The following is a 584-nucleotide window of genomic DNA, read 5'->3' on the forward strand; positions in this document are numbered from 1 at the left end:
GAGGTGAGGCGCTATTGTCGCCGACAGGTGGCGAGTTGTTCAGACTTTCCCTAGCGCGTCCTCAACCTCGATCCCGAGGTAGCGCAGAGTGCTCTCGAGCTTGGTGTGGCCCAGAAGGATCTGGACGGCCCGCAGGTTCTTCGTGCGCCGATATATCAAAGATGCCTTCGTTCTACGCATGCTGTGCGTGCCGTAGTTGTGTCGGTCGAGGCCAATGGCAGTGACCCACGATGAGACGATACGAGCGTACTGCCTGGTCGATAGATGTCCGACATGCTTGGCTCGGCCAGGGAACAAGTATGCTCCAGGCATAATCTGAGCCTGCCGGGCCCACTCGGCAACCGAAGCTCTGGTTAAGTCCGTTAGCTCGAACTGCACCGGCCGATCAATCTTTCGCTGCAGCACGATCGCCCGCTTCGCGATCACTCCACCGTGGGACACATCTCGCAGTCGTAAGCTGACGAGGTCGCATCCCCTGAGCTTTGAATCAATAGCTAGGTTGAATAGAGCTAGATCCCGAACGTTCTTACCTAGGGAAGGTCTGATCAACACACTCTGAAGCTTCAATCTCGGGCCACAGAGCG

1 protein-coding gene is annotated in these 584 nt (G+C 57.0%); it reads right to left on the reverse strand.

Going from position 1 to position 584, the window contains the following annotated elements:
• Nucleotides 1-39: 39 nt before the first annotated feature.
• A complete protein-coding gene (locus SPK54_RS13650; protein WP_330948414.1) occupies nt 40-552 on the reverse strand; it encodes a tyrosine-type recombinase/integrase in 513 nt (170 codons plus the stop codon).
• Nucleotides 553-584: the final 32 nt, after the last annotated feature.

It is taken from the genome of Thermomonas sp. LB-4, assembly GCF_036409385.1.
Classification (GTDB): domain Bacteria; phylum Pseudomonadota; class Gammaproteobacteria; order Xanthomonadales; family Xanthomonadaceae; genus Thermomonas.